This window comes from Pseudomonas syringae KCTC 12500, assembly GCF_000507185.2.
Lineage (GTDB): Bacteria > Pseudomonadota > Gammaproteobacteria > Pseudomonadales > Pseudomonadaceae > Aquipseudomonas > Aquipseudomonas syringae.
Genome location: NZ_AYTM02000002.1, coordinates 225,289 through 246,135 on the forward strand (window position 1 = coordinate 225,289; position 20,847 = coordinate 246,135).

At 59.0% G+C, this 20,847-nt stretch carries 16 protein-coding genes; 6 read left to right on the forward strand and 10 right to left on the reverse strand.

From position 1 onward, the window contains the following. Positions 1-24 precede the first annotated feature (24 nt). From V476_RS01515 to V476_RS01540, 6 genes are all read right to left on the reverse strand, one after another. Positions 25-546 (reverse strand): DUF6586 family protein, encoded by a 522-nt coding sequence (locus V476_RS01515; protein WP_024684405.1) that lies wholly within the window; start codon positions 544-546, stop codon positions 25-27. 123 nt (positions 547-669) lie between these two features. Next, entirely contained in the window at positions 670-3,282 is a 2,613-nt protein-coding gene (topA, locus tag V476_RS01520; RefSeq protein ID WP_016568498.1) for a type I DNA topoisomerase, read from the reverse strand. A gap of 113 nt (positions 3,283-3,395) precedes the next feature. Then, positions 3,396-3,632, reverse strand: a complete 237-nt coding sequence (locus V476_RS01525; RefSeq protein WP_024960520.1) for a DUF1653 domain-containing protein — start codon at positions 3,630-3,632, stop codon at positions 3,396-3,398. A gap of 102 nt (positions 3,633-3,734) precedes the next feature. Then, positions 3,735-4,910 (reverse strand): acetyl-CoA C-acyltransferase FadA, encoded by a 1,176-nt coding sequence (gene fadA, locus V476_RS01530; RefSeq protein WP_003370497.1) that lies wholly within the window; start codon positions 4,908-4,910, stop codon positions 3,735-3,737. 4 nt (positions 4,911-4,914) lie between these two features. After that, positions 4,915-7,080 carry a fatty acid oxidation complex subunit alpha FadB gene (gene fadB, locus V476_RS01535; protein ID WP_004417184.1) on the reverse strand — a complete coding sequence of 722 codons (2,166 nt, stop codon included), beginning with the start codon at positions 7,078-7,080 and terminating at the stop codon, positions 4,915-4,917. Positions 7,081-7,773: 693 nt separating this feature from the next. Next, a complete protein-coding gene (locus tag V476_RS01540; RefSeq protein WP_003391608.1) occupies positions 7,774-8,211 on the reverse strand; it encodes a hypothetical protein in 438 nt (145 codons plus the stop codon). A 130-nt stretch (positions 8,212-8,341) separates the two neighbouring features. Here V476_RS01540 and V476_RS01545 point away from each other — a divergent pair, with 130 nt between their 5' ends. Then, on the forward strand, positions 8,342-8,794 hold the full coding sequence (locus V476_RS01545; protein ID WP_003315809.1) for a universal stress protein: 453 nt from the start codon (positions 8,342-8,344) through the stop codon (positions 8,792-8,794). A gap of 68 nt (positions 8,795-8,862) precedes the next feature. Here the strand turns inward: V476_RS01545 and V476_RS01550 are convergent, their stop codons facing one another. Further along, positions 8,863-10,773 (reverse strand): ATP-binding cassette domain-containing protein, encoded by a 1,911-nt coding sequence (locus V476_RS01550; RefSeq protein WP_024960521.1) that lies wholly within the window; start codon positions 10,771-10,773, stop codon positions 8,863-8,865. Between the two features lie 204 nt (positions 10,774-10,977). On the opposite strand from V476_RS01550, the gene V476_RS01555 reads away from it, so the two are divergent. Then, on the forward strand, positions 10,978-12,906 hold the full coding sequence (locus V476_RS01555; RefSeq protein WP_024960522.1) for a transglycosylase SLT domain-containing protein: 1,929 nt from the start codon (positions 10,978-10,980) through the stop codon (positions 12,904-12,906). Positions 12,907-12,963: 57 nt separating this feature from the next. Here V476_RS01555 and V476_RS01560 read toward each other — a convergent pair whose 3' ends face one another. Both V476_RS01560 and V476_RS01565 read right to left on the reverse strand, forming a co-directional pair. Beyond that, positions 12,964-13,773, reverse strand: a complete 810-nt coding sequence (locus V476_RS01560; protein ID WP_024960523.1) for an MOSC domain-containing protein — start codon at positions 13,771-13,773, stop codon at positions 12,964-12,966. A gap of 102 nt (positions 13,774-13,875) precedes the next feature. Next, a complete protein-coding gene (locus tag V476_RS01565; RefSeq protein ID WP_003315817.1) occupies positions 13,876-14,802 on the reverse strand; it encodes a chemotaxis protein CheV in 927 nt (308 codons plus the stop codon). Between the two features lie 450 nt (positions 14,803-15,252). Between V476_RS01565 and V476_RS01570 the strand changes: the two genes are divergently transcribed. After that, positions 15,253-15,684 carry a hypothetical protein gene (locus V476_RS01570; RefSeq protein ID WP_024960524.1) on the forward strand — a complete coding sequence of 144 codons (432 nt, stop codon included), beginning with the start codon at positions 15,253-15,255 and terminating at the stop codon, positions 15,682-15,684. A gap of 166 nt (positions 15,685-15,850) precedes the next feature. Next, positions 15,851-16,513, forward strand: a complete 663-nt coding sequence (locus V476_RS01575) for a response regulator (protein WP_024960525.1) — start codon at positions 15,851-15,853, stop codon at positions 16,511-16,513. Here V476_RS01575 and yegS read toward each other — a convergent pair. Further along, a complete protein-coding gene (yegS, locus tag V476_RS01580) occupies positions 16,497-17,414 on the reverse strand; it encodes a lipid kinase YegS (protein WP_003315820.1) in 918 nt (305 codons plus the stop codon). The two genes, V476_RS01575 and yegS, sit on opposite strands and share 17 nt — an antisense overlap. 523 nt (positions 17,415-17,937) lie before the next feature. Here yegS and V476_RS01585 point away from each other — a divergent pair. Both V476_RS01585 and V476_RS01590 read left to right on the forward strand, forming a co-directional pair. Further along, on the forward strand, positions 17,938-19,374 hold the full coding sequence (locus V476_RS01585) for an undecaprenyl-phosphate glucose phosphotransferase (RefSeq protein WP_003315821.1): 1,437 nt from the start codon (positions 17,938-17,940) through the stop codon (positions 19,372-19,374). Then, complete coding sequence (locus V476_RS01590; RefSeq protein WP_024960526.1) at positions 19,374-20,831, forward strand: mannose-1-phosphate guanylyltransferase/mannose-6-phosphate isomerase; 1,458 nt, start codon at positions 19,374-19,376, stop codon at positions 20,829-20,831. Before V476_RS01585 ends, V476_RS01590 begins: the two co-directional genes overlap by 1 nt. Positions 20,832-20,847: the final 16 nt, after the last annotated feature.

Below are 20,847 nucleotides of genomic sequence, written 5' to 3' on the forward strand. Positions count from 1 at the left end.
TGCCAGCCCTTACTTCATTGGTTTTCAGCACTCGCTCAGGCCTTCACGAAAACGGATGGCCAACCCTTTAAGCTGTTGGCGCCAATTTTCGAGCTCTTCACGTGAGAGTTCAGACTCCGGCTCTGCGTCCAGGTTCACTGCCTGTATCATCGGCTGCGTGACATCACCCTTGAGCTTTTTCGGCGCTCGTGGTGGCTCATACAACGCGTTATAGGCTGCCAGCAGTTGCGCAAGCCATGTCTGGCGATTCTGGGCGAGCTCTACCAGCTCGGCCATTTCCGGAATGGCGATGGCGTTCAGCACCTCTTGCGTCAACAACTCTTCCGCACGTCGCGCACTGGCTTGCGGCAGACGGTAGTAACCTGCGATCTCATGACACAGGCCCAGCAGCGCACCATACAGATGAAACAGCGCGGACTCGCGTTCTGCCTGCAGCAACGCAGGAGAGTTCACCGCCTGCCCCTTCTCCGCCCTGCCCAACGCGTCGAGCGAGAGCCCTGCGAAATAGATTTTCTGGTTGGTACGGGTATAGAGCTCATGAGCCATGGCGACACTCTCCATAACGATAGGATAGAGAACAGCATAGCCTGCGGCACTTGGGCCGTCCGGCGAAACAGGCGGATGCCTATCGAAAACAGCGCCCGGCTCACTTGAGCCGGGCGCTTGCGATCAACGCTTGTCTTCAACCTTCCAGGCGCTGCCGTCATAGAACGCACGCCAGCCGGTAGGCTTGCCTTCTACTTCGGTCTGGACGTATTGCTCTTTGGTCTTGCGGCTGTAGCGGATCACTGCTGGACGACCGTCCGGATCCTTCTTCGGCGCTTCGCAAAGGAAGTGATACTTGGGATCGATTTCGTCCTTGTGCGGAGCGATTTCGATGACCAGCGGTGCGCGGGTTTCGCGATTCTTCGGGAACTGGCTGGCAGCCAGGAACAGACCCGAAGCACCATCACGCAGGATGTAGGTATCGTCAACCTTGTCGCACTTGAGCTCCGGCATTTTCACCGGGTCCATCTTCGGCGGCGCCGCGTCACCGCTTTTCAGCAGTTTGCGGGTGTTCTTGCAGTCCGGGTTGGTGCAGCCGAAGAACTTGCCGAAACGGCCGGTCTTGAGCTGCATCTCGCTGCCACACTTGTCACACTCCAGGCTCGGACCTTCATAGCCTTTGATGCGATAAGTGCCTTCCTCGATCTCGTAACCGGTGCAATCGGGGTTGTTGCCGCAAATATGCAGCTTGTGCTTCTCGTCCAGCAGGTAGGCGTCCATCGCCGTGCTGCAGATCGGGCAACGATGCTTGCCGCGCAGAACACGCGACTCGGACTCACCCTCATCATCGTCGGCAATTTCGTCGCCGGGAGTCAGATTGACGGTCGCCTTGCAGCGTTCCTTGGGTGGCAGGCTGTAGCCGGAGCAACCCAGGAAAACGCCCGTCGAGGCCGTACGGATCTGCATTGGACGGCCGCACACCTTGCACGGGATATCGGTCATCACTGGCTGGTTGGCACGCATACCGCCATCAGCGGCCTCGGCCACCTCAAGCTTTTTACGGAAATCGCCGTAGAACTCGTCCAGCACGTTCTTCCAGTCGCGCTCACCCTGAGCCACGTCGTCGAGGTTTTCTTCCATCCCGGCGGTAAAGCCATAGTCCATCAGGTTGGAAAAGCTTTCGGACAGACGTCCAGTGACAATGTCGCCCATCTTTTCCGAGTAGAAGCGGCGGTTATGCAACGCCACGTAGCCACGATCCTGGATGGTCGAGATGATCGCTGCGTAGGTCGACGGGCGACCGATGCCACGCTTTTCCATTTCCTTGACCAGGCTCGCTTCCGAGTAACGCGCAGGCGGCTTGGTGAAGTGCTGGCTTGGGTCGAGCTTGTTCAGTTTCAGGGTTTCGCCCTGGGCCATGTCCGGCAGAACGTCGTCATCGCCCGGCTTGGCCATCTGCGGCAGCGCACGGGTGTAACCGTCGAACTTGAGGATTCGGCCCTTGGCGCGCAACTCGAAATCGCTCGCGGCGACCGTAACGGTGGTCGACAGGTATTGCGCGGGCAGCATCTGGCAGGCCACGAACTGACGCCAGATCAACTCGTAAAGACGCTCGGCGTCACGCTCCATCCCGGTCAGTTTGCTCGGGTGAGTGTTGACGTCGGAAGGACGAATCGCTTCGTGAGCTTCTTGCGCGCCTTCCTTGCTGCTGTAGACGTTGGGCGACTCCGGCAGGTACTTCTTGCCGAATTCGGTTTCGATGTAGTCGCGCGCCATGCTGACGGCATCAGCCGACAGGTTGGTCGAGTCGGTACGCATGTAAGTGATGTAGCCCGCTTCGTACAAGCGCTGAGCCATCATCATGGTCTTCTTCACGCCGTAGCCCAGACGATTGCTCGCCGCCTGCTGCAGGGTCGAAGTGATGAATGGCGCCGACGGCTTGCTGCTGGTCGGCTTGTCTTCACGCTTGACGATGCTGTAGCTGGACGCCTTGAGCTTTTCAAGGGCGGCCATGGCCTGGCTTTCATTCAGCGGCTTGAACGCTTCGCCATTTTCACGCGCCACTTCGAAACGCACATTTGCGCCCTTGGCAGTGCCCAGATCGGCGTGGATCTCCCAGTACTCCTCGGGGTTGAACGCACGGATTTCACGTTCGCGCTCGACTACCAGTTTTACTGCGACCGACTGCACACGTCCGGCAGACAAGCCACGGGCAACTTTCTGCCAGAGCAGCGGCGAGACCATGTAGCCGACGACGCGGTCGAGGAAGCGACGCGCCTGCTGGGCGTTGACCCGGGCAATATCCAGTTCGCCTGGCTTGGAAAACGCTTCCTGAATGGCTTTCTTGGTGATTTCGTTGAACACCACGCGCTTGTAGCGGCTGTCATCACCCCCGATGGCTTCGCGCAGGTGCCAGGCAATAGCTTCCCCTTCGCGGTCCAAGTCCGTCGCGAGATAGATGATGTCGGCATCCTTGGCGAGCTTGCGCAGCTCTTCAATGACCTTTTCCTTGCCGGGGAGGATCTCGTACTTGGCTTTCCAGCCATGTTCCGGGTCGACTCCCATGCGCGAGACCAGCTGGCGTTGCGCCTTTTCTTTCGGCGTCAGCACCGGGCCTTCGCCCGCGGCAGCCTTGCCACGCTTGGCGGCAGGATCTTTGGCGGCACTCGCCGAACCGCTGGTGGGCAGGTCTCGGATATGGCCGATACTCGACTTCACCACGTACTGGTTGCCCAAATACTTGTTGATGGTCTTGGCCTTAGCCGGGGATTCCACGATGACCAGCGATTTGCCCATGGATCAGAAAATTCCTGAATACTAGATGAAAGACAGTGAGGAGCTTGTAAAGGCCACGCTATATATAGTGGCTACAAGGTGAGGTCAAGCACAGCCTGTTGTGCAATCGCCTCTCACGTTCGGGAAAACAGGCTGGGTTCAGCCTCAACCAGAGCAAAGCGCGGGACGTGCTCGCCGTCAACCTCGACCGACTCCAGAAACATGCTCAAGGGACGTATCCACATGCCGAAATCGCCGTACAAAGCCTGATAAAACACGACTTCCTCTTCGGTTTCGGAATGTTTTGCAACGCTGAAAACCCGGTAGTGCGGGCCCTTGTAATGGCGATAGAGCCCTGGTTGCAGCTGCATGTTGCGGTCCCCTTGTAACACGTCCAAAAAATTTGCCTGAAACCATTTTTTCAAAAAACAAAAGCCGGGGCACCAAGCCCCGGCTCGCATCACACTCGGGAATCAGACGCGTTCGAAAACGGTCGCGATGCCCTGACCCAGACCAATACACATGGTCGATACACCAAAGGTGCCGCCATTCTGCTTCATGACGTTGAGCAGAGTGCCGGAGATGCGTGCACCGGAACACCCGAAAGGATGCCCCAGAGCGATGGCGCCGCCGTGCAGGTTAACCTTCTCGTTCATCTTGTCGAGCACTTTCAAATCTTTCAACACCGGCAAGGCCTGTGCAGCGAAGGCTTCGTTGAGCTCGAAGAAGTCGATATCGGCAATACTCAGGCCGGCGCGCTTGAGCGCTTTCTGGGTGGCCGGAACCGGACCATAGCCCATGATTGCGGGGTCGACACCGGCCACTGCCATGGAGCGTATCACCGCCATCGGCTGGATACCGAGGTCCTGGGCACGCTGGGCCGACATGACGATCATGCACGATGCACCGTCAGTGATCTGCGAGGACGTACCGGCAGTCACGGTGCCACCTTTTGGATTGAAGGCAGGCTTGAGTGCCGCCAGACTTTCCAGGGTCGTGTCCGGCCGGATGGTTTCATCGTAGTCGAAGACCTTGAGGAAGCCGTTCTCGTCGTAACCCTGCATCGGGATGATCTCGTCCTTGAACTTGCCTTCCAGCGTCGCCTTGTGCGCCAGTTGGTGGGAACGCAGACCGAAAGCGTCCTGCTGCTCGCGGGTGATGCCGTGCATTTTTCCGAGCATTTCGGCGGTCAGGCCCATCATGCCGGAGGCCTTGGCAGCGTGCAGGGACATGTGCGGGTTCGGGTCAACGCCGTGCATCATGCTGACATGGCCCATGTGCTCGACACCGCCGATGACGAACACATCACCGTTGTTGGTCATGATTGCCTGAGCAGCCGTGTGCAGCGCGCTCATGGACGAACCACAAAGACGGCTTACCGTCTGGGCGGCCGAGGTGTGCGGGATCTGGGTCAGCAATGACGCCATGCGCGCGATGTTCCAGCCCTGCTCCAGGGTCTGGTTGACGCAGCCCCAGATCACGTCCTCGACTTCAGCCGGGTCGACCTTGTTGTTGCGCTCGAGCAACTTGCTGATCAGGTGCGCGGACATATCTTCGGCGCGGGTGTTGCGGTGCATGCCGCCCTTGGAGCGGCCCATCGGGGTGCGACCGAAGTCAACAATCACGACGTCTCTTGGATTAAGGCTCATTGGTTCATTCCTCGGAAGACGCTTGACCGAAGAAGCTCTGGCCTTTGGCGGCCATCTCACGCAGCTTCGTGGTCGGTTGATACAGGGCACCCAGCTCGGCGTATTGGTCAGCCAGGGCAACGAATTCGGCAACACCGATGGAATCGATGTAGCGCAGCGCGCCGCCACGGAACGGAGGGAAACCGATACCGTAGATCAGGCCCATGTCAGCCTCGGCAGCGGTTTCGACAATGCCGTCTTCCAGGCAGCGGACCGTTTCCAGGCACAGCGGGATCATCATCCAGTTGACGATGTCTTCATCGCTGACTTCGCGCTGCTCATAGACAATAGGCTTGAGCACGTCCAGCACTGCCGGGTCATTGACCTTCTTGGGCTTGCCCTTCTTGTCGGTCTCGTACGCGTAGAAACCCTTGCCGTTCTTCTGCCCGAGGCGCTTGGCGTCGTACAGAGCATCGATCGCAGAGCGACGATCATCTTTCATGCGATCAGGGAAACCTTCGGCCATGACATCACGACCGTGGTGGCCGGTGTCGATACCGACCACGTCCATCAGGTAGGCAGGGCCCATCGGCCAGCCGAATTTCTCCATGACCTTGTCGATGCGCACAAAATCCACGCCCGCACTGACCAGTCTGGCGAAACCACCGAAGTACGGGAACAACACGCGATTGACCAGAAAGCCCGGGCAGTCGTTGACCACGATCGGGTTCTTGCCCATTTTCTTGGCGTAGGCAACGGTCGTGGCGACCGCTTCTTCACTGGATTTCTCGCCACGGATCACTTCCACCAGCGGCATCATGTGCACAGGGTTGAAGAAGTGCATGCCGACGAAGTTTTCCGGGCGCTTGAGGGCCTGGGCCAGCAGGCTGATCGAGATGGTCGAGGTGTTGGACGCCAGAATGGTGTTTTCACCCACGTTGGCTTCGACTTCGGCCAGTACCGCCTGCTTGACCTTGGGGTTCTCGACGACTGCTTCGACGACCAGATCGACATTGCCGAAATCGCCGTAGGACAGCGTAGGACGAATGGCGTTAAGCGCTTCCGCCATCTTCGCCGCGGTCAGACGACCTTTCTCCAGGCGACCGCCAAGCAGTTTGGACGCTTCGTTCAGACCCAACTGAATGGCTTCTTCACGGATATCCTTCATCAGGATCGGCGTACCTTTGACTGCCGACTGATAGGCGATACCGCCGCCCATGATCCCGGCACCCAGTACGGCCGCCTGCTTCACGTCCTTGGCAATCTTGTCGTAGCCCTTGGCTTTCTTTTTCAGTTCCTGATCGTTCAGGAACAGGCCGATCAGACTCTGCGCGGCTGCAGTCTTGGCCATTTTCACGAAACCGGCGGCTTCGATCTCCAGTGCCTTGTCACGACCGAAGTTGGCGGCTTTCTGGATGGTCTTGATGGCTTCGACAGGGGCCGGATAGTTCGGGCCGGCCTGACCTGCGACAAAACCTTTGGCGGTTTCGAATGCCATCATCTGTTCGATGGCATTGAGCTTGAGCTTGTCCAGCTTCGGCTGACGCTTGGCCTTGTAATCGAACTCGCCGGAAATGGCGCGCTGGATCAAATCAAGGGCGGCGGCCTGCAGCTTGTCGGGCGCTACTACCGCGTCCACGGCACCCACCTTGAGCGCATCTTCCGCAGCGTTTTCCTTGCCCGAGGCAATCCACTCGATCGCGTTGTCGGCACCAATGATGCGTGGCAGACGCACGGTGCCGCCGAAACCCGGGTACAGGCCCAGCTTGACCTCGGGCAGACCGACGCGAGCGCTGCTGGCGATGACTCGATAGTCTGCGGCCAGGCACATTTCCAGACCGCCGCCCAACGCGATACCGTTGATTGCCACGACAGTCGGCACGTTCAGGTCTTCGAAATCACTGAAAATCCTGTTCGCTTCCAGATTGCCGGCGACCAGCTCAGCTTCCGGCAACTTGAAGTTGTCGACGAATTCGGTGATATCGGCGCCGACAATGAATGAATCTTTGCCACTGGTGACAATCACGCCCTTGATCGATGCGTCGGCCTTGACCGCATCGACTGCCTGGCGGAACTCATTGAGGGTGAGACGGTTGAACTTGTTGACGGACTCACCCTTGAGGTCGAAATTCAATTCGACGATGCCACTTTCAAGAGCCTTAACCGTGATGGCTTTACCTTCGTAAATCATCAACTGATCTCCACAATATGGAAGCTGAACAATACCCGCCGGACCTCAATGTCCGACGGGGCTACGACGTCGCCGTCGATGAACACGCCAAATCACACGCTTACCGCCGCGACGTGGTAGTCGGGATTCTGTCAGAGCTATCTGACGACCAAACGCTCATTTCATACGCCCGTTTGATTTGGGTACGCACACCATCAGGCATAACCACACGATTGTCAATTCGACAAAACGCCTGAAAATCCACGTTTTAACAGGAGCATGCGCAGGCTTCATAATGCCCACGAAGACCTACGATCCTCCATCATTCGCAGTAATGATAGTGGCCATTCGAATGCCATGCAGCTGCCGCATGGGGCACGCGGTAATACGCCGCCACGCAAGGCCTGGCGGGCATCTGTATGACGATAGCCACGCCGCGTGACATTCGATAGGCGCAGCGAACAATTAGCCACGAACGCACCGTACGAGGGCACGCGCAAAAAATATTTGCAGGAATCGCGACAAAAAGGAGCAAAAGGTCTAGAGTCGCAGCACTGCGCCACAAGAGGCTCGCAATGCAGCTGATTTGCGGGTGCGCAACAGCGAAAGCCGACATGGCGGCGAAAGCCTGTCGGCACGCGACGAATTATCGGCCTGCCTGGCCAACCCCGGCCCGATGTTGTTATCGGGCTTTTTAATGCCTGCGATTCAGGATCAGGCCAAGGCCTTGAGCAGCGCATCAATACGCTGTAACACTTCTGCCTCGCCCCGCTCCGCCCAGTACACCGCAACCAGCTGCCCGTCAGCCTCGACCTTGTAGGCATCCACGGGCAATGTTTGCAGGTAAGGCAGCAGCTTCGCGTCTTCGCAAGGCTCGCGCCAGCGGTTGCGCCACACGCCCGGCTCGCTTTGCCAGTACACCCAGGCATCTGCATGTGAGCCCAGGCGCGGGCGATGGTACTGCGCGCAAGGGCTGGGCGGCTCCTTGCTCAGCCAGTGCGGCCACTCCTGCGGGGTCAGTTGCATGCCCATGCCCAGGCGCCGCGCCTGCATGCGCAACGCCATCCTGCCGCTCTGCTGGCGCGAGGGACGCAGCCACACCAGTGGACTCAACATCACACCAATGATTGACAGGACTATCCAGACCGTCATATTTCTTGCCCCCAGCCGATTTCAGGCTCGTTACAACATTCTAGAAAACAATGACTTGCACATGGGTCTGCCCAGATGCGAACGAAAGAGCCATACTCTCATCATTGCAATTCTCCCGGAGGACACCCTCATGCCATACAAACACATTCTGGTTGCCATCGACCTCACCGATGAGTGTGACCCGGTCATACTTCGCGCCAGCGGGCTGGCCAAGGCCAGCGGGGCGAAACTGTCGGTCGTGCACATCGTCGAACCGATCGCCATGGCGTTCGGCGGCGACGTGCCGATGGACCTTTCACAGTTACAACAGCAACAGATCGACCAGGCCCGGGAGAAACTCGATAAGTTGAAGCTCAAGCATCCGCAACTGCAAAACAGCGAAAGCGAGAGCAAAGACGAAATGGTGTTCGGCCAGCCACGCCAGGAGATCCACAAGCTGGCCAAAAGCAAAGGATGCGATCTGATCGTTGTCGGCAGCCATGGCCGTCACGGCCTGGCCCTGCTGCTCGGCTCGACCGCCAACGACGTTCTGCACGGCGCACCCTGCGATGTGCTGGCGGTGAGCCTCAAGAAGCCCGAGTAAGCTGACCCGCCACAGCGAAAAGCCCGGTCAACCCGGGCTTTTTTGCATGTCAGGAACGCGCCGGACGATCACTCGTCCAGCTCGGCCCAACGTTCCAGCAGCTTGTCCAGCTCGGCCTGCAGGTTTTCCAGTTGCGCCAGCACGGCTGCAGTCTGCTCCGCAGAGCGCTGATAGAAGCCCGGCTCGGCCATTTCCGCGTTCAGCGCGGCCATCTTGCCTTCGACTTCATCGATCTGCGCAGGCAACGCCTCCAGTTCGCGCTGAAGCTTGTAGCTGAGCTTCTTCTTCGCCACCGGCATGTCCTGAGCGGCGACCGGCGCGGCCTGCACCACAGCGCTGGCCAGCTCGGCCTTGCCCGACTTGGTGTCGGCGACGCCCAGCAGACGCGGCGAACCGCCCTGACGCAGCCAGTCCTGATAACCACCCACGTATTCGCGAACCTTGCCCTCGCCTTCGAACACCAGAGTACTGGTGACGACGTTGTCGAGGAATGCCCGGTCGTGACTGACCATCAGCACGGTGCCTTTGAAGGTCAGCAGAACCTCTTCGAGCAGCTCCAGCGTTTCGACGTCCAGGTCGTTGGTCGGTTCGTCGAGCACCAGCAGGTTGGCTGGCTTGCTGAACAGCTTGGCCAGCAACAGACGGGCTCGTTCACCACCGGACAGCGCCTTGACCGGCGTGCGGGCACGCTGCGGGCTGAACAGGAAGTCGCCGAGGTAGCTCAGCACATGACGGCTCTGGCCGTCGATGTCGATGAAATCACGTCCCTCGGCAACGTTGTCGATTACGGTCTTTTCCAGATCGAGCTGGTGACGCAACTGGTCGAAATAGGCCACGTCCAGACGCGTACCGACTTCAACCTTGCCGGCAGTCGGCTGCAGGTTGTCGAGCATCAGCTTGAGCAGCGTGGTCTTGCCGGTACCGTTGGCACCGAGCAGACCGATACGGTCTTCGCGCTGCAGGACCATGGAAAAGTCCTTGATCAGGGTCGGCCCGCCCGGATGAGCGAAGCTGACGTTCTCAAGGATCATGACCTGCTTGCCGGATTTCTCGGCAGTGTCCAGCTGAATGTTGGCCTTGCCGGTACGCTCACGGCGCTCGCTGCGCTCTACACGCAGCTCCTTGAGCGCCCGCACGCGACCTTCGTTACGGGTACGACGCGCCTTGATGCCCTGACGGATCCAGACCTCTTCCTGGGCCAGACGCTTGTCGAACAGTGCGTTAGCGGTCTCTTCGGCAGCCAGCGCGGCTTCCTTATGGACCAGGAAACTGGCGTAGTCGCCGTCCCAGTCGATCAGGCCGCCGCGGTCCAGCTCAAGGATGCGGGTCGCAAGGTTTTGCAGGAATGCCCGGTCGTGCGTGATAAACAGCACTGCACCCTGGAAATCCTTGAGGGCTTCTTCAAGCCAGGCGATGGCGCCGATATCCAGGTGGTTGGTCGGCTCGTCGAGCAACAGCAGGTCCGGCTCGGACACCAGCGCCTGGGCCAGCAGAACACGGCGACGCCAGCCACCGGACAATTCGGCCAGGGTCTTGTCGGCAGGCAGCTGCAAGCGGCTGAGAGTGCTATCGACCAACTGCTGCAGGCGCCACCCATCACGGGCTTCAAGGTCCTGCTGAACATGCATCAGCTTGTTCAGGTCTTCCTCGGTGACGCAGTTCTGCGCCAGGTGGTGGTACTCGGCCAGCAAGGCACCGACGCCATCCAGACCTTCGGCAACCACGTCGAACACCGTCCGTCCGTCGGCTACCGGCAATTCCTGGGGCAATTCGCCGATCTTGAGCCCTGGCGCGCGCCAGACGGCTCCTTCATCAGGCTTCTGAACGCCTCTTACCAGCTTCAACATGCTGGATTTGCCTGTGCCGTTACGGCCGATGATGCACACCCGCTCGCCACGGGCGATCTGCCAGGACACCTTGTCCAATAACGGCATGGCGCCGAAAGCAAGGGACACATCGCTGAATTTGAGCAGGGTCATGAGCTTCTCCAAAAACCGGGCGCGCATTCTACCTGAGATAGCAGGCAGATGTCGGCATTCATGGCACCGCCGCGCGCCTCGACAAGACTTTATGACCGCCAATTATTTCCATATGAGACAAGCTCGTCGGCAATGCTTTCACCAAGAGCTGGCAAAAGGCTAAGCTAGCAATACTTTTCACCGACTCATCTGCTCGGAAGTCTCATGCGCAGTCGTTTGTTCAGCTTTTTATCGTGCCTGCTCCTCTCCGCCACCGCCGTCCAGACTGCTCATGCGGTAGACCTCAACCAACAACGCAAGTATTACGACGAAGCCAAGCGCGCACTGGCCAAGGGCGATTCAGGCCCCTACCAGATGTACGCCACGGCCCTGGCCGACTATCCGCTGGAGCCTTACCTCGAATACGACGAACTGACGGCGCGCCTGAAAACGGCAAGCAATCCCGAAATCGAGAAGTTTCTTGCCGAGCACGGCGACCTGCCGCAAGCCAACTGGATGAAGCTGCGCTGGTTGCGCTGGCTGGCCGAGCGTGGCGACTGGCAAACCTTCGTCAAGTATTACGACCCGAAGATGAAATTCGTCGAGCTGGACTGCCTGTACGGGCAGTATCAGTTGAACAGCAACAAGCGCGCCGAAGGTTTCGCCAGTGCCGAAAAGCTCTGGATGACCGGCAAGACATTACCTGCTGCCTGTGACGGTTTCTTTGCCCAGTGGGCGGCCGCAGGCCAGTTGACGGAACAGAAGCGCTGGCAGCGTGCCAAGCTGGCGGCGCAGACGCGCAATTACAGTCTGGCCAGCACGCTGGTGGACAGCCTCAACTGGCTGGCACCGCAAGGACGCCTGCTGCTGGCTGTCGCGCAGAAACCCGAGATGGTCAACAACCCGGCGCAATTTACCCCGGTAGACGAAGCGATGTCCGACGTGGTCGGTCTCGGCCTGCGCCGACTCGCCAAGCAGGACCCGCAGAAAGCCCTGTCGATGCTCGATGGCTACGCCGCGACCATGCATTTCTCCCGCGAAGAGCAGGTCGAGATTGCCAAGGAAATCGGCCTGACCCTGGCACGTCGCTATGACGATCGCGCGCTGGAGGTCATGACCAAATACGACCCCGAATTGCGTGACGACACCGTGACCGAGTGGCGCCTGCGCCTGCTGCTGCGTCTGGGTCGCTGGGAAGATGCCTACGAGCTCGCGCGTCGACTGCCCAAGGATCTGGCAGCGACCAATCGCTGGCGTTACTGGGAAGCCCGCTCTCTGGAACTGGCACAACCCAACAGCCCGCTGATTGCCGCGCTGTACAAGGATGTCGCCAAAGAGCGTGACTTCTACGGCTTTCTGGCTGCCGACCGCACCCAGAGCCCTTACCAGCTCAACAACAAGCCGCTGGTGCTGAGCCAGGCGCTGATCAACAAGGTACGCAACACGCCGGGCGTGCGTCGCGCGCTGGAGTTTCACGATCGCGGCGAGATCGTCAACGGTCGGCGCGAGTGGTATCACGTGAGCCGCCTGTTCAATCGTGACGAGATGGTTGCCCAGGCCAAGCTGGCCTACGACATGCAATGGTATTTCCCGGCAATCCGTACCATCAGCCAGGCGCAATACTGGGACGATCTGGATATTCGCTTCCCGATGGCACACCGCGACACGCTGGTACGCGAAGCCAAGGTGCGTGGCCTGCATTCGAGCTGGGTGTTCGCCATCACGCGCCAGGAAAGCGCCTTCATGGACGATGCTCGCTCGGGCGTCGGTGCCAGCGGGCTGATGCAACTGATGCCTGCCACTGCCAAGGAGACCGCGCGCAAGTACAGCATCCCGCTGGCCTCGCCTCAGCAGGTGCTGGACCCGGACACCAATATCCAGCTGGGTGCCGCCTACCTGAGCTCGGTGCATGCGCAGTTCAACGGCAACCGGGTGCTCGCCTCAGCGGCCTACAACGCCGGCCCGGGGCGCGTGCGCCAATGGCTTAAAGGTGCCAACCATCTGGCCTTCGATGTCTGGGTAGAGAGCATTCCGTTCGATGAAACCCGTCAGTACGTGCAAAACGTGTTGTCGTACTCGGTGATCTACGGCCAGAAGCTCAACTCGCCCCAGCCTCTGGTGGACTGGCACGAGCGGTTTTTCGACGACCAGTGACCGGTCGGCAGGAGTGCTGCGCTCAGCACTCCTGCCGGACAACGGCAGTCCCCGCCCCTACTCCAGCACTTCGACGGACATGCCCACTTCAAGCTCGCCCAACCCCTCGTTGGCCACGTTCTGGCCGAACAGCACGTTGCCTTCCACTTCCCGATAAGTCTTGAGCGTGGCGAACGGTTCGCGATCTGCACTGCGCTCGCCGGTTGCCGGGTCGACAGTGGTCAGGATGCAGCGCGCGCAAGGCGTGAGCAGCTGGAATTCGATATCGCCGATGCGGATGCGCTTCCAGCCATCCTCGGCAAAGGCCTCGGCCCCTTCGATCACCAGATTGGGTCTGAAGCGCAGCATTTCCTGAGGCCTGCCCATACGCGCTGACAGGTCATCGAGCGAGCCCTGACCGATCAGCAACAGTGGAAAACCATCGGCAAAGCTCACCCGATCGTTGACCGTCTGATAGCCGCCAGGGATCCAGCGTGCACGCTCCGCCGGCAGATAGACCATACGCGTGGGCTTGCCGATAAACCGGCTGACCCATTCGGCTGCCTCATCGCCCGCATCCGGTACCTGCAACGAGTCGCGCCAGACGGTGACGCCACGCAGATTCAATTCGATATTCAGCGGAACCGCGACGTCCAGGGGTTCGAAGCCAGGTGCCGAAAGCGTCACACCGCCGCCAGCGTTCCACAATACCGACAGTTGGGACATGTGCGGCAGCGCGCGTTGAGTGAAGAACCGGCCATTGCTGGCGTCGACCAGCATCCAGCGTCGATCACCCGCCAACCCCAACGCATCGAACGATGCACGCTGCATCGACTCGGCCTTGCAGGATTTGAGCGGGAAACGATAGAGCGAGCTGAGGCGTAACATGGGCGCCGATTCCTTTGAGGGCTGGATAAGCTTTGATGCAGACAGCAAAGCTTATCCGAAGCCGGAGCCGACGGCACTCGCGATGAAGAATCGAGCGCGGCGTCAGACAATCATCAAAAGACGTTCGCGCACCACCTCGACCAGCTTGTCGGGTTGGAACTTGGAGAGGAAGTTGTCACAGCCGACCTTCTTGACCATGGATTCGTTGAAACTGCCGGACAATGAGGTATGCAGGACGATGTACAGACCACGCAGACGTGCATCGTTACGAATCTCGGTGGTCAGGCGGTAGCCGTCCATTTCCGGCATTTCCGCATCGGTGAACACCATCAGCAGCTTCTCATGCACGTTCTCGCCTGCATCCGCCCAGGCCTTGAGCATGTTCAGCGCCTTGAGACCATCGCTGGCGACGTGCAGCTTGAGGCCCAACTGAGACAGCGTGTCGCGCAACTGCGCCAGCGCAACCTTGGAGTCGTCGACCAGCAACACTTCGCGGCCACGGGCGTTTTCCAGCACCGGGTCTTCGAGCTTCTCGCGGGACACCTTGGCGTTGTAAGGGACGATCTCGGCGAGTACTTTTTCAACGTCGATGATCTCTACGAGTTGATCATCGACCTTGCTGATCGCGGTCAGGTAATGCTGACGACCGGCGCTGACCGGCGGCGGCATGATTGCATCCCAGTTCATGTTGACGATGCGGTCGACACCACCAACCAAAAAGGCCTGAACCGATCGATTGTATTCGGTGACGATTATCGTGCTGCCCGGACCCGGCACCAGCGGGCGCATGCCGATGGCCTGGGAAAGGTCGATGACCGGAAGGGTCTGGCCGCGCAGGTTGACCACGCCACACACAAACGAATGACGTTGCGGCATGAGGGTCAGTTTGGGTAGTTGCAATACTTCCTGGACCTTGAACACGTTGATCGCAAACAACTGCCGACCGGCAAGGCGAAACATGAGGATTTCCAGGCGATTCTCGCCCACCAGTTGTGTGCGCTGATCTACTGTGTCGAGAATGCCTGCCATTATTAGCTCCTGAAGCGATGGTCACATTGATTCTGTTGAGCATGTATCGGCTGAAATCAGCCGGACCTTAATGGCGATGAACGGCCACTCTCAAGCATTGATGTCATTTTACCATCATGCTTTACTGATGTCGCTTTCAAGACACGCAAATGCAGCTCCAAACCAGCACCGAAAATGCCTCGGTGCCTCTCTGCGACCAAAACCAAATCAAATATCTGCAAAAAGTCAATCAGGGATAACCTGATATGATCGACATCTAATTGCCACTATTGTGACGGCATTCTCACTACATGAATGGCGTTTGATTTGTGTCCGCGTCCCAATACTTGCAATCGAGTGGCGCTGGCAACATTCAGAAACGCCCTACATACTTTTGTTTGAAATCGACATTAACTGTCAGCCATTCGCCGCGGGCGGAAGTTCGCTATCCATGATCAGTGGAGACAAAGGATGCTGAGCCACAACGATTGGCAGCACAAGCACGACGAGTTCCTGAGCCTGTCTCAGGCACTTCTGCACAAGTCGGAAGAATGTCTTTCGCATCTGGAGCTGATCCCCAACGATGAGGACGCTACCGGCTGCCTGTTGACCACCCTGCGCAAGCTCGCGCAGGAGGCAGAAGCCGTTCCTGTGCCGTGTATCGCCGATTTTTCCCGCCAGCTGTGCCAGCTGTTGAAAACCGGCGGCCAGGCCAACGAGCTTTCTCAGGAAGCCCTGCTCGCCGTCAAGAACTGCCTGACACTGATGTACTGGCAAGTCGAGCTTCTCGATCCGCAAACCGGCGAGCTGACGATGGACGACAACGAACAGCTTGAACTGCTGGAAAAACTGGCCAGCGTCTCCGCGCAATCGGCTTCGCCGAAAGATGCAACCCGCCAATAACACTCGATCACATCCGGCCGTTGAGAGTCACATCGCGATGTCATTGAGGCAGCGTTGTCACGTCAGCATTTTCCGTTCATTGTCTTTATTGCAGCTAACATCCTATTCAAGTATGACCCGAGGCTGCACACACGTTTGAGCGGTCTCATTTGCACAAGAAATCACAATGACCTGCAATCTGTTATTGGTCGACGACCACTCCCTTATCAGAGCCGGCGTGCGAGCGCTGGTTGCAGACATGCCTGGATACACCATCCTGGGCGAAACGGCTGACGGCTCGCAACTGGCGAGTCTTGCGCAGCGCCTCAAGCCCGACATCATCCTGCTCGACATCTGCATGAAAAGCATCGACGGCCTGGTTGCACTTGAGCACCTGCTGAAGGTGCAACCGCACTGCAAGGTGTTGATCCTGTCGATGCACAATGATCCGGACATGATCGTGCGTGCGCTCGACATCGGCGCGCAAGGCTATCTACTCAAGGACACGACGGCTGCGGAACTCGAACAGGCACTGGAAGCGTTACGTAGCAACGAGCGTTACCTGAGCCCGGCCATTGCTCAATTGGTCATCGAGTGCGCACTGCGCGGTACACCCTCGAAAAGGGCTCAGGCGGCGAAAGAGCGCTATCACCTGACCGCTCGCCAACTTGAAATCCTGCGCCTGATCGTGCGCGGCAAGTCTACTCGGGAGATCGCCGATGGCCTGGGGCTGAGTGTCAAGACCATCGAGACTCACCGCGCCCAGGTCATGAAACGCCTGCAGATATTCGACGTGGCCGGGTTGGTGCTGTTTTGCGTTCGCGAACGGATTATCAGTCTGGACGACTGAGCTTCGGTGCACCGCCCAGTACCGGAGAGTCCGCTGGCAGGTGAACATGAAGCGCCCCCGGCCGGGCCTCGAAACGCAGGTCCTCGCCCGACAGCGGCTCACCGTCCAGATTGATATCCAGGCCTTGGGCGGACTTGAGCTCTACCCAAGGCAAACGCGCGCGAATGAACATATTGTCGATACCCAGCCCGCCCTCCAGAAGGCTCCTCAGCGTGCCGACCACTTCCTGAGGCGCTGGCAGGATGCTGATGTCGAGAAGACCATCATCGGCCATCGCGGTCGGGCACAGCTCGTGTCCACCGCCCGCCTGCCGACCATTGCCGATACCCAGTGCAAGCAAGTCACCGCGCCAATGAAAATCCGGCCCGGTGAGCTCACCATGCGCCGCATGCAGCTCGCTGAATCGGGTCAGGCCCGTAAACAGGTAGGCAGCACCGCCCAGCACCTTCTTCAGGTCCTCGGACGTGTTCGCCGTGACCTGGCTGCCAAACCCGCCGGTCGCCATATTGAGGAACAGCTTGCCGCCCACCTCACCCAGATCGACCGCACGCGGAGCCACGTCCATGAGTTGCAGGGCTTTGGAGACCTCGAGAGGCACGCCGGCCGCACGGGCAAAATCGTTCGCAGTCCCCAACGGCAGAATAGTCAGGCTGGCCTTGGTTTCGGCCAGTGCCAGAGCTTCGGCGATATCGCGCAAGGTGCCGTCGCCACCACCTGCGACAATGTGCCGATGACCGGCGGCCAAGGCTTCGTCGACCAGGCGCTGGGCATCGCCGGCTTCCCAGGTCAGTCGCACGTCCAGTTCCCAGCCCTGCTTACGCTTGTCTGCCACTGCGTCACGCACGTCTTCATTGAGTGCCTGTTTACCGTGAAGAATGAGCATTGCCCTGCGTTGTGTCATGACACCTCCTCTGCCGAACCCTACGAATTGAAACCTGCGAGCGACGCTCTTTTCTGTTATCGGCGCCCGCTTACATTTCGCACGACGCATGACTGTGACCCCGGGCGGTCGGAAAAAGCCCATCCGATGCGGAAATTTTTTTCACCCTGGCAACCGCTCGTTTTGCCCCGCAGGCACTGGCGAGAGCCACTTAACGGGCGGTCCGGATCAACGCCTGCGTCATGAATGAAGCACTTTTGTACTGTCGCTATTCGTTTCATGAGCTTTACTGACAGCATCACCCTCAACTGAGGGAAATTTCCTTCACAAATGATTGAAAAGGCTTAAATAAAATCCGGTCAGGGACGACATACATAAAGTGCTATTCACAAAAGACGATCTGGATTCCTCATCAGCACGATGTGTAACTGGCTACGCTTGGACACAGTTCACGCATAAACACCTCCAGGGTGTTGCAGGCAGACAGTAGAAAGCTGTCCTGAATCAGCAGAATTCAGGCGCATACAGGGAGTAGGGGATTTCTATGAGGTTGCAGCCCGTCGACAGTCTTTCGCTGACCCGCACCAGCCTGGTCGAATACTTTCTTTTCGGCATCCGCCTGGCGCATGGCATCGCCTGCATACTGCCGGGCCTGGTGATCATGTTATTGATCAAGGACGGCGGCACGGACGCTCATCAGAGCTACCTGACCATGCTGCTGTTTTTCGGCTGTGTCGGGGTGCTGGTATTTCAAGCCATGGGCGTCTATTCCGAAGCGCTGTTCAGCAACGATCTGCGCATGGGCGCGATGGCGCTGGCCTGGACCGCCGCTTTCGGACTGTTGCTGTTCATGCAGCAGGCAATGGGCCTGTTCGGCTACCTGCCACCCGAAGAACTGCTGATCTGGTACCTGACCAGCCTTGCACTGTTCGGCATCATTCGCCTGCTGTTACTGACGCTGTTCAAACATCAGATGCGCAAGGGCGTCTTCCTGCAGCACGCGGTGATTCTGGGCGCGACGGAGAACGGCCAGCGTCTGGCCGAATACCTGCTTGAACATCAGGACATTCGTTCAGGCGTGACCGGTTTTATCGACGACCGTATCGGCCGCATGCCCAAGACCGTGGCCAACCTGCCGCTGCTGGGCAATACCAGCGATCTGGAACGGCTGATCCGCGAAGAGAAAGTGACTCAGGTGCTGGTCGCCCTGCCCTGGACCGCAGAAAACCGCATGGACTACATCATCCGCGAATTGCGCAGGCTACCGGTCAACGTGTTGCTGGTGCCGGACATGATTGCCTTCCGACACACCCACAACCGCATCACTGAAGTCGCCCGGCTGCCGATGTTCAATGCCTCGGATCTGCCGCTCAGTGGCTGGTCGCCGTTCATCAAACGTGCTGAAGACATCGTGCTGTCATCGCTGGCATTGCTGGCGCTGTCACCCTTGATGCTGCTGGTCGCACTGGCGATCAAACTCGATTCCCCAGGCCCGGTGTTTTTCCGTCAGAAGCGCTACGGCTACAACAATCGCTTGATCGAAGTATTCAAGTTTCGCTCCATGCATCAGCACCAGGCCGATGCAACCGCCGAACGGCAAACCACCCGCGGCGACGCCAGAATCACCCGGGTAGGACGCTTCATTCGCAAGACCAGCCTTGATGAACTGCCACAATTGTTCAACGTGGTGGCGGGCAGCATGTCGATGGTCGGGCCGCGCCCGCACGCCACGGCGACCAAGGCTGCGGGGATTCTGTTCGAGCAGGCGGTCAAGGAATACACCTCGCGGCATCGCGTCAAACCAGGCATTACCGGACTGGCGCAGATCAACGGCTATCGGGGCGAAACCGACACCGTTGAAAAAATCGAAAAACGCGTCGAGTTCGACCTTGAGTACATAGAAAACTGGTCCGTCTGGTTCGACCTCTACATCCTTATGCGCACTGTGCCTGCAGTGCTATTCACCCGTGAGGCTTACTGATGAGCACTCTCATTCCCTGCATTATTGCCGGCGGCTCCGGCACTCGCCTGTGGCCGGTTTCGCGTGAAGCCATGCCCAAACCGTTCATGCGCCTGCCAGACGGTCAGAGCCTGCTGCAGAAGACTTTTCTGCGTGCGGTGGGTCTGCCCGGCGTCGAGCGTTTGCTGACGGTGACCAACCGGGAAGTGTATTTCCGTACGGTGGACGACTACCGCCAGTTGAACAAAGGCAATGCGCGCCTGGATTTCATCCTCGAACCCTTCGGCCGCAATACGGCAGCTGCGGTTGCCGCTGCGGCGCTGCACGTCAGTCAGTTGTATGGCGACGAGGCGCAACTGCTGGTTTTGCCTGCCGACCACCTGATCACCGACGTGGGGGAATTCTCCAGAGCGGTGAGCGCTGCACAGAAGCTGGCTGCCGAGGGCTGGCTGGTGACATTCGGCATTCTGCCGACCGCACCGGAAACCGGTTTTGGCTACATTGAGAAAGGCCCGGCACTCAATGCGGACGCCTGTCAGGTCGCCCGCTTTGTCGAAAAGCCCGATGCGATCACCGCCCAAGGATATCTGGACAGCGGTCAGCATTTCTGGAATGCCGGCATGTTTTGCATGCGCGCCGACGCCGTGCTGCGCGAGTTGCGCACGCATGCGCCGGACGTCCTGAGCGCCGTCAGCGCGTGCCTGGAATCGAGCCCGCGCAAGGAAGGCAATCGTGAGCTGCAAGTCGAGCTGGACGGTGAATCGTTTGCCCTGACACCGGACATTTCCATCGACTACGCGCTGATGGAACGCTCCGAAAAAGTCGCCGTGGTGCCCTGCCAGCTTGGCTGGAGTGATATCGGCTCGTGGCAGGCAGTGCGTGAGCTGTCTCCGGTCGATGCTCAAGGCAACTACTGCAATGGCGAAGCCGTGCTGCACGACGTCAGCAACTGCTACATCGACTCCCCAAAGCGTCTGGTGGGCGCTATCGGCCTCGACAATCTGATCATCATCGACACCCCCGACGCCTTGCTGATCGCCGACGGTCGCCGCAGCCAAGAGGTCAAGATCATCGCTCAGGAGCTCAAGCGCCAAGGCCATGATGCCTACCGCCTGCACCGCACGGTCACACGCCCATGGGGCACCTACACCGTCCTCGAAGAGGGCAAGCGCTTCAAGATCAAGCGCATCGTGGTTCGCCCGCAGGCGTCCCTGTCGTTGCAGATGCACCATCACCGCAGCGAACACTGGATCGTGGTCAGCGGCATGGCCACCGTCACCAACGGCGAGCGCGAGTTCATGCTCGATACCAACGAGTCGACCTTTATCAAGCCGGGCCACACACACCGTCTGGTCAACCCCGGCGTCATCGATCTGGTGATGATCGAGGTGCAGAGCGGCGAGTACCTGGGCGAAGACGACATCGTGCGTTTTACCGACATTTATGGACGTGTACCCGACAAGGCCGTGAAGAGCTGATCGGCGCAGCAACAAG

Coding starts and splice junctions, on each gene's coding strand:
- V476_RS01515 (WP_024684405.1), bottom strand. CDS start 546: ATGGCTCATGAGCTCTATACCCGTACCAACCAGAAAATCTATTTCGCA.
- topA (WP_016568498.1), bottom strand. CDS start 3,282: ATGGGCAAATCGCTGGTCATCGTGGAATCCCCGGCTAAGGCCAAGACC.
- V476_RS01525 (WP_024960520.1), bottom strand. CDS start 3,632: ATGCAGCTGCAACCAGGGCTCTATCGCCATTACAAGGGCCCGCACTAC.
- fadA (WP_003370497.1), bottom strand. CDS start 4,910: ATGAGCCTTAATCCAAGAGACGTCGTGATTGTTGACTTCGGTCGCACC.
- fadB (WP_004417184.1), bottom strand. CDS start 7,080: ATGATTTACGAAGGTAAAGCCATCACGGTTAAGGCTCTTGAAAGTGGC.
- V476_RS01540 (WP_003391608.1), bottom strand. CDS start 8,211: ATGACGGTCTGGATAGTCCTGTCAATCATTGGTGTGATGTTGAGTCCA.
- V476_RS01545 (WP_003315809.1), top strand. CDS start 8,342: ATGCCATACAAACACATTCTGGTTGCCATCGACCTCACCGATGAGTGT.
- V476_RS01550 (WP_024960521.1), bottom strand. CDS start 10,773: ATGACCCTGCTCAAATTCAGCGATGTGTCCCTTGCTTTCGGCGCCATG.
- V476_RS01555 (WP_024960522.1), top strand. CDS start 10,978: ATGCGCAGTCGTTTGTTCAGCTTTTTATCGTGCCTGCTCCTCTCCGCC.
- V476_RS01560 (WP_024960523.1), bottom strand. CDS start 13,773: ATGTTACGCCTCAGCTCGCTCTATCGTTTCCCGCTCAAATCCTGCAAG.
- V476_RS01565 (WP_003315817.1), bottom strand. CDS start 14,802: ATGGCAGGCATTCTCGACACAGTAGATCAGCGCACACAACTGGTGGGC.
- V476_RS01570 (WP_024960524.1), top strand. CDS start 15,253: ATGCTGAGCCACAACGATTGGCAGCACAAGCACGACGAGTTCCTGAGC.
- V476_RS01575 (WP_024960525.1), top strand. CDS start 15,851: ATGACCTGCAATCTGTTATTGGTCGACGACCACTCCCTTATCAGAGCC.
- yegS (WP_003315820.1), bottom strand. CDS start 17,414: ATGACACAACGCAGGGCAATGCTCATTCTTCACGGTAAACAGGCACTC.
- V476_RS01585 (WP_003315821.1), top strand. CDS start 17,938: ATGAGGTTGCAGCCCGTCGACAGTCTTTCGCTGACCCGCACCAGCCTG.
- V476_RS01590 (WP_024960526.1), top strand. CDS start 19,374: ATGAGCACTCTCATTCCCTGCATTATTGCCGGCGGCTCCGGCACTCGC.